Annotated in this window: 8 protein-coding genes; 2 read left to right on the top strand and 6 right to left on the bottom strand. The window is 70.9% G+C overall.

Annotated features, from left to right (window positions below; translation table 11 throughout):
* Window positions 1-187: hypothetical protein (locus tag VFE05_04455; protein ID HET6229308.1), on the top strand; the 187-nt coding region annotated here is incomplete at its 5' end.
* An 89-nt stretch (window positions 188-276) separates the two neighbouring features.
* On the opposite strand, the gene VFE05_04450 is transcribed toward VFE05_04455, so the two are convergent.
* Window positions 277-1,263, bottom strand: a complete 987-nt coding sequence (locus tag VFE05_04450) for a serine hydrolase (protein ID HET6229307.1) — start codon at window positions 1,261-1,263, stop codon at window positions 277-279.
* Between the two features lie 497 nt (window positions 1,264-1,760).
* On the opposite strand from VFE05_04450, the gene VFE05_04445 reads away from it, so the two are divergent.
* On the top strand, window positions 1,761-2,291 hold the full coding sequence (locus tag VFE05_04445; GenBank protein ID HET6229306.1) for a C40 family peptidase: 531 nt from the start codon (window positions 1,761-1,763) through the stop codon (window positions 2,289-2,291).
* 462 nt (window positions 2,292-2,753) lie between these two features.
* Here VFE05_04445 and VFE05_04440 read toward each other — a convergent pair whose 3' ends face one another.
* From VFE05_04440 to VFE05_04420, 5 genes are all read right to left on the bottom strand, one after another.
* On the bottom strand, window positions 2,754-3,986 hold the full coding sequence (locus tag VFE05_04440) for a CapA family protein (GenBank protein HET6229305.1): 1,233 nt from the start codon (window positions 3,984-3,986) through the stop codon (window positions 2,754-2,756).
* Between the two features lie 139 nt (window positions 3,987-4,125).
* Entirely contained in the window at window positions 4,126-4,893 is a 768-nt protein-coding gene (locus VFE05_04435) for a class I SAM-dependent methyltransferase (GenBank protein ID HET6229304.1), read from the bottom strand.
* An 88-nt stretch (window positions 4,894-4,981) separates the two neighbouring features.
* Complete coding sequence (locus VFE05_04430) at window positions 4,982-5,776, bottom strand: hypothetical protein (GenBank protein ID HET6229303.1); 795 nt, start codon at window positions 5,774-5,776, stop codon at window positions 4,982-4,984.
* An 83-nt stretch (window positions 5,777-5,859) separates the two neighbouring features.
* Complete coding sequence (locus tag VFE05_04425; GenBank protein HET6229302.1) at window positions 5,860-6,771, bottom strand: YcxB family protein; 912 nt, start codon at window positions 6,769-6,771, stop codon at window positions 5,860-5,862.
* A gap of 280 nt (window positions 6,772-7,051) precedes the next feature.
* Window positions 7,052-7,762, bottom strand: a 711-nt coding sequence (locus tag VFE05_04420) for an amidohydrolase family protein (protein ID HET6229301.1), incomplete at its 5' end; no start/stop codon positions are given.

Genomic DNA, 7,762 nt, shown 5'->3' with positions numbered 1-7,762 from the left:
TCTCCGCGCCGCAGTTGATGCAGGTGATCTTCACGTGCGCGCCTGTAGTTCGTGGTGTCCGCCGCGGATGCGAAAATCCGCATCCGGCGGCACGAACGTTTCCGCAAGTTCCGCTCCGGCTTCGGATTCCGGAAGGCGCGCCATCTTTGAATTCAACGCCGACTTTGAGCGGCACGACCGCGATTAGGCCGCGGGCGCCGTTGCCATCGATCTCCCGATGCCCGCCCTCGCATCTCCCATCACATCGACCGACAACATCGACCGACCAGGGCCGGATCAGATCACGGGGAGCGGCGGGAGCTGGGCGGACGGGTTGAAGCGGCGGAAGACCTCGCGCGAGATGCGGGCGATGAGCAGGTGCGCGGGGTTGTCCACGGCATACGAGGTGTCGCGGTTCTCGCGCGTCATCACGCAGATGGCGACGGGCGCGTCGGGCCCGTACACGATGCCGCAGTCGTTGCGGGCCGCATCCACCTCGCCCGTCTTGTGCGCGACCACGGTGTTCTCCGGCAGCCAGCGCGTGAGCTTGGTGTAGTCCTGGTTGTCGCGAAACATGGCCAGTGCCAGCGAGTCCAGCGCGGGAGAGACGGCGCGGCCCGCGTCCAACAGCGCGAACAGGCGCACCATCTCGTCCGGCGTGGTGACGCCCAGGCCGTACTTGACCGATGAGTCGGGCGCCACGCTGGAGACGCGCAGGTACACCTTGCTGTGGATGCGCGTGTGCGGCAGGCCGAGCGAGTCCATCTTCGCCCCCACCGTGCGGATGTTCAGCTTGTCGAGCAGCAGGTTGGTCGCCGTGTTGTCGCTGAGCGAGATCATCATGCGCGCCAGGTCGCCCACCGTGGGCTGGAGGCCGCCGTCCAGCGAGAAGAGGATGCCGGAGCCCGGCACGCGGTCGCGGCGGATCATCGTCACGCGCTCGTCCAGGCCCACGCTGCCCTTCCGTACCTCGTCGAGCAGCGTGACCAGCACGGCGGTCTTGATCAGCGACGCGCTGGGGAAGGTCTCGCCGCCGCGGATGGAGACGGCCTCGCCCGTCCGCAGGTTGCGCACGCTGAGGCCGGCGACGCCGGGGTAACCGCGCATCATCTCCTCCAGCGCGCGCCGGAGAGCGGCGGTATCGACCGGCGCCGCGGCGGAAGTGCGGGACGGGAGATGCACGGCGGGCGACGGTCCCGCCGCGCGCACGGGAGCCGGCGAGCAGGCGAGGGCGAAGACCGCCGCGGCACCCGCGGCGGAGAGGGCGAGTCGCGAACGGAGCATGGGGATCACGGTTCGATGGGGTGGGATGGACGCTGATGGCAAGATGCCGCCCCGCCGCTCGCGTGTCCACGCTCTCCGCCGCCGTGGGAGCGGAGGAACCGCGTAGCCGTTGGATTGGCGGCCCGCGAGACGCATCCCCGACATGTACCGAAGTCGATGTGCAGCATCCACTTCGAATGCAAACATCCGACGTACCGAGAACCGAGCGCCGCGCATCTCCCGCGGCATGCCCGAAGACGGGGCGGAGTCGCGGATTCGTGACACGGCCGTATCCCGTTGCGTCGCAACCCGCTACGAGAACCGACCCGCAGGTCAGATAAGACGTTGCTCCCGAAGGTGTTGACCGCCCCCGTGGCCGGGGGTAGCTTCCCCCGTCTTCACAGACCCATGCAGCACATCCCCCGGCGCCGCCTGGGCCGTCCCGTTTCGTGGGGGACGCGCTCCGGTCAGCGGCACGCCCCTGGCGCCGGCCGTTCCACCCGCGATCTCCCCGAGCTTTGAAGCGTTTTCGACATCCCGCCCTGCGGGCGCTCGTGCTTTCCGGACTGGTACTGGGCCCGTCGGCCGCGGTGGCGCAGCAGGGCCTGGCAGGCGCCCGGCGCGAGGCGGCCACCCAGCAGCAGCGCGACTCCATCGTGGCGATGGCTCGCCGGCAGATCGGGCGGCGGTACATCTTCGGCGGCACGTCTCCCGAAGGGTTCGACTGCAGCGGCTTCGTGCGCTACCTGATGCGTGCCTTCGACGTGCAGCTCCCCCGCACCGCCGCGCAGATGGCGCGCACGGGCCACGAGGTTCCCCGCGACGTCTCGCAGCTCCTCCCCGGCGACATCCTCACCTTCGGCACCGGGCGCGTGAGCCACGTGGGCATCTACGTGGGCAACGGGCGCTACATCCACGCGAGCAGCCTGGCCGGGCGGGTGATCGAGAGCAACCTGGACCGGCCCGCGTCGCCGCTCATCAAGGCCTGGGCCGGCGTCCGCCGCTTCCTCTCGAGCGGCGACAGCACCACCTCGGTCGCGCAGCGGTAGGACGACGCGTAATCGGCAACCGGCGCATCGCCGCCCATCTGCCGAAAGCATGAAATACGAAGCCGCTCCGGTCGAGGTGACCGGGGCGGCTTTTTCGTGTGCGGAGAGGGCCCCCTCCCCCAGCCCCTCCCCCAAAACTGCCTGGGGGAGGGGAGCTAAATCACGGTGGGAGGAGGGTTTGTACGCGATGGCGGGCTATGGCAGGCATTCGGTGCCGCAGCCTGGGAAGCGAACCGAGGTGTCCGCGAGCAGTGCTGATGCGCTATCGCGATGCTGCTCCGCCGCTCTGAACGCCATTTGTTTTATCCACAGCCCCTCGCAACTGATTCCAAGGTGACGCAAATCTATCCCCCGCAAGCAGTTCTCCCCTCTCCCGCTTGCGGGGAGGGGCCGGGGGAGGGGGCACCGTTTCCCCAGCGACACCTTCCACACAGCGCGCATGACCGCTTCTGCGGCCACGCACTACGACCGCGGCGCTGCTCCGGAGGCGCGCGGGCGGGGCGTGCGGCGGCGGGCCGGAGATGCCAGGCCGACTTCCTCGCGGAGTACGAAGAGGAGCTGGCCGTCGGCGGAAACGGGGATATAGGTGCGCGGGAAGTCCAGGCGGCCGAGGGAGTCCACCAGCGCCAGCGCGCGGCCCGAGGGGTCGCGAGAAGGGATGCCGGGGACGCGCTGCTTCGTCGCCTTCAGGCGGCCTTCCACCACGTGCCCGTCCGGCGCAAGGGAGAAGCAGGCGACGGCGGCCCGGTTCAGCGGCTCGGAGAGGGAGAAGGGGCCGTAGGTCGCCAGGTTGCCCAGCGAGTACAGGATCAGCGCGTCGCCGCGCTGCTCGGCGGCGCGCATGACGTGCGGGCCGTGGCCGATGACGAGGTCCGCGCCCGCATCCACGGCGGCGTGCGCGAAGGCGACCTCGTTGCCGCGGTTGGCGCCCAGGAACATCTCGTCGCGGTCAGGCGTGCGCTGGGCGCGGCCGCCCTCGGCGCCCATGTGCATGGTCACGACTAGGCGCGGCCAGCGCGCGGCGGCGCGGCGCACGTGGCGGCGCACCGCGGCAAGATCGCGCGGGTCCGGCCCGTTCCACTGGCTGAAGCCCAGGAACGCCACGGTGTCGCCGCGCGCGGTGACCACCGGTGTGGCGAGCGTGTCGGCGCCGGTCGCGTGCACGCCTGCGTTGGCGAGATGGCGCAGCGTCTGGCGGATGCCGGACGGCCCCGCATCTCCCGCGTGGTTGTTGGCGACGTTGCCGATCACCTCGGCGGAGTCGGAGCCCACGCGCTGCAGCGCTGCAGCGGTCCCGATCGGCTGGCGGAAGGCGAAGCACCTGGTGGACGCGGGGCCGCACTTGCGGATGGAGGGGCCCGTGCCGATGGCGCCCTCCACGTTGAGCAGCACCACGTCGGCGTCACGTACCAGGCGGCGCACGGGGGCGAGGATGCTGTCCGGGTCGGGGAACGCGGCCACGCGATAGCCGGCGCGGTCGGACGCCGTCCACACCCAGGCGGTGTCGAGGTTGGTACCCAGCGTCACGTCGCCGCCCGCGCACAGGCGGAGGGGGGCGCGCGCGGTGTCGCGGCGGGCGGGGCCGGGACGCGCCTGCGGCCGGCGCGCGTCGGGCCCGCGCTGGGCATGCGCGCGCGTGGCGAGGGCGGCGCCGCACGCGAGGAGCGCGGCGGCGAGAAGGACTGTGCGGCTCAAGGGGACTCCGGAGATGCGCAGCGGAAGCGTCGGAAGAAAGATGCGGTGCTGTTGGGTAGCCGGCGCGCGGGTGTGGCCGGGCGCGTGGAATCTCTCTCCGCGCCGTCCGCCGGTAAAGCCCCCCGCTTACGGAGAAGCGTCAGAGCGACGGCGTCCGTCCCACGCGTGGGTGGATGGGCCAGCGCACGCGCCGCCGCGCGTCCGGGTCGCCCCACGCGGCCGCGAGCTCCGGAGTGGCCGCAGCGATGGGATCGGCGCCGTTCGCCTCGATGTAGCGCTTGGTGGCGGACCAGGTGCCCAGGTAGCCGAGCACGTCCTGGAGCGTCCAGTCCTGCTCCATGTGGAAGACCGGCGTGGGCACCGGCTCGAACGGGAAGTCCAGCGAGCGGTACTCGCCGTCCACCATGCGGCGCTCCGGCGGCCAGTACGGCCCGGTGGTGACGCCGTACAGCCGGTCGATGATGGGATCCACCTCGTCCGAGACGTTCATCAGCCCGTAGCACCACGCGGCCAGCACGCCGCCGGGCCGCAGCACCCGCTGCGCCTCGGCGAAGAAGCGCGGGATGTCGAACCAGTGCAGCGCCTGCGCGATGGTGACGAGATCGACCGACGCGGCCTCCAGCCCCGGCGCCTCCGCCGGCGCGACGCGGTACGAGACGCGCTCGTGTGGGAAGGCGGCGCGGATCTGCTCCTCGCTCGCGTCCGTGGCGACCACGCTGCGGAAATGCGGCGCCAGACCCAGCGCACACTGGCCGTTGCCGGTGGCGCAGTCCCACGCCCGCTCGCGCGACGGTGCGGCATCCGCCAGGAAAGCGAACAGCGCATCCGGATAGCGCGGGCGGTGCCGTGCGTAGTCGCCGGCGTGGCCGGAGAAGTGATCCTTGAAGACGGGCTCGGTGCTGGACATCTGCGGGTCTGGTGAAGCGGGTCGCATGGGCGGAAGGGCCGCCGTGACGGGGAGACCGAACGATGCGCATCTCCCGAGCGACCCGAATCTAACGTCCTTCGTGGACGCGGTGGATGTTCTGCTGCACGGAGACGAAGGCGCCGGGGTCCACGCTCAGGTCGCCCCACAGCGGGTGGTCCATGGCGATGATGAGGAACATCATCAGCGCGAACATGGTGGCCATCAGCGACGTCATCACCAGCTGCGCGCGGCGGCTGCGCATCTGGAAGAGGCACGCGAACCCCAGCGTGATCGCGGCACCCAGCACGATGACCGTCCACGTCACCCCCCCGATGCCGTCCTGGCCCATGTGGATGCGCTCGCGCCGCGCGTCCAGCAGCCCGTGCACGTCTTCCAGCATGTCGGAGTGCAGGTTCTCCTCGCGCGGCGTCGCAGGGTCGAACCGGGTGATGTGGCGCGCCAGGTCGTCGATGGCGTACCAGGTCCGCGGGCTGTCATCGCCCCGGCGGATGGCGGGCCACTCCTCCTTCACCACGAGGTCCACGTAGCCGCTGACCTCCGTCTGGAGCTGCGTCCGCGCGGGCTCCCGGATGCCATCCATGGTGCGGTACAGGTCGCTGGCCGCGCTCGCCTCGCGGACGGCGGCGTTCTCCACGTCGCCGTACTCGCCCTGCACCATCACCACGATCAGCCCCAGCGCCACCGCGTACAGCACGCCGATGAACGCGTGGATGAAGCCCGCGGCCGTGTTGTCGTCCGGGTGCACCTGCCACCCGCGCCGCCGCGCGACGGTCACGCCCCCCACCGCGAACACCACACTGACGGCCACGAGCAGGAACGCGAGCAACCGCAGGGGCAGCACGTACAGCATCTGGATCGACATGGAGTGGGGAGATAGGGAAAGGTGGGAAGAGAGCCGGGATGCGCAGTGGAGATCGGCCGAAGGCGGTTCGGACCCGCCGCTCGTCAGCCGAGAAGCAGGGCCTTCTCGCCCATCTTCTCGCGGACCACGGCGCGAACCGCGTCGATCTCTCGCGCGCCGAGAAATCGCTTGGGCAGGTAGACGGCCTGCGTCCCGCCGATGAAGAAGAGAAAGAGCTCCGTCGTCTCGACGGCGGATGGGAACGCGTCCCAGCCTAACTCCGCCAGTCCGCTGGAGGAGACGGTGCGCAGGCCTCCCGGCCACACGGCCACCCCCGCACGCCGGCCGTGGACCGCGCCAGCCACCCACCTGCGCGAACCCAGCCACGCCACGGCGGGTCCGCTGGCGGACAGCACGGCCAGGGCGGCCGCGTACAACGCGAGGAGCAGGATCGCGAGGAATGCCTTGATGCGCTTCTTCCCTGGCTCGCGACCGTGCCGGGAGATCGCCCGCAGCACACGGTAGCGTTCGCCCGGTTCCGCCGTCCACTCCGCAGCCGCCACGACATCGGTGCCGTCCAGCTCCGGCAGCGCGGGGGCCGGAGCGGCCTCGCTGCCACCGCCATGCTCCGCCGCCAGCCACTGCACCGCCGCCACGTCGCCAGGCGTGGCGAAAGCGCGCTTCGGGATGAAGAAGCCCGAGCCCTCGGCGAGGTAGAACAGCAGGAACTCGCGCGTGGCCACCACTCGCCGGATCGACGCCCAGCCGCGCACGCCCGCCGCTCCCAAACCCGTGGCCGTGATGCCGCCCTCGTCGAATACAGCGCTCTGCTCGGCCGTCCAGATGGGGCTGGTGCGGCGCTGCGTCCACGCGATCTGGAAGGGCAGCACCCAGAACACCACGAGCAGGACCAACGGAAAGAGCACCACGTCCCAAACGGCCCACCCGGGGACGAGCCCCACCACGCCGCCCGCGATCGTCCCCGCCAACACCACCCAGGCGACGGTGCGCACCACGCGCATCCGGCTGCCGCGTGCCTGGACGGCAGCGATTCCCCGCCGCGTCTCTCCGAAGTTTGATGTATATGCCGCCCGGATGCCGGGTCGTCTGGGAAGAGCCTCTTCTGCCGGCACGGCCACGTTCACGCTGGTGTTGGTTGGAATGGAGATGCGAAGCCGTGCCTCCCGTCGGAAGAAGGACCGAGCCGGGAAGAAACGCTGTTAGGCGGCGAGGACCGGGCGGACGGGAGATGGGCAGCGTGCCGATCCGCCCCGCATCTCCCGTCGCCGGAAAACGTCAGTAGTTCGGGATCGGCGCGGGCTGTCCGGGGGCCTTGTAGACCACGCCGTTCTTCATCACGAACAGCGGGTGCTCCATGGCGTGGATGTCGGCCGTGGGGTCGCCGGGGACCGCGACGACGTCGGCGAGCTTGCCGGCGGCGAGGGTGCCAAGGCGCGCGTCCCAGCCCAGCAGCTTGGCGGCGTTCAGCGTGCCGGCGGTGATGGACTGCATGGGCGTGAGGCCGCCCCACTCCACCATGAGCGTGAACTCGTGGCCGTTGCCGCCGTGCTGGCCCACGCCCGCGTCGGTGCCCAGCGCGATGTTCACGTGGTGCTGCATGGCGATGCGCGTGGCGTGGCGCATGGCCTGACCGGCCGCGCGGGCCTTCTCGGCGCGAAGGCCGGTGAGCGCGCCGTTGTCGGCCGCGCGCACCGCCGCCTCGCCCGCCATCATGGTGGGCACCAGCCAGGTCCCGTGCTGCGCCATCATCGCCGCGCCCTCCTCGTCCAGGAACGAGCCGTGCTCGATGGACGTGACCCCGGCGCGCACCGCGATCTTGATCCCTTCGGCGCCGTGCGCGTGGGCGGCGACCTTGCGGTCCAGCTTGGTCGCCTCGTCCACCAGCGCCTTCATCTCCTCGAACGTGTACTGCGGGACGCCCACGGCGTCGCCCTCGCTGAGCACGCCGCCCGTCGCGCAGGTCTTGATCACGTCGGCGCCGTACTT

It is taken from the genome of Longimicrobiaceae bacterium, from assembly GCA_035696245.1.
Taxonomy (GTDB): Bacteria; Gemmatimonadota; Gemmatimonadetes; order Longimicrobiales; family Longimicrobiaceae; genus DASRQW01.
This window is presented reverse-complemented; position numbering and strand designations above follow the sequence as displayed.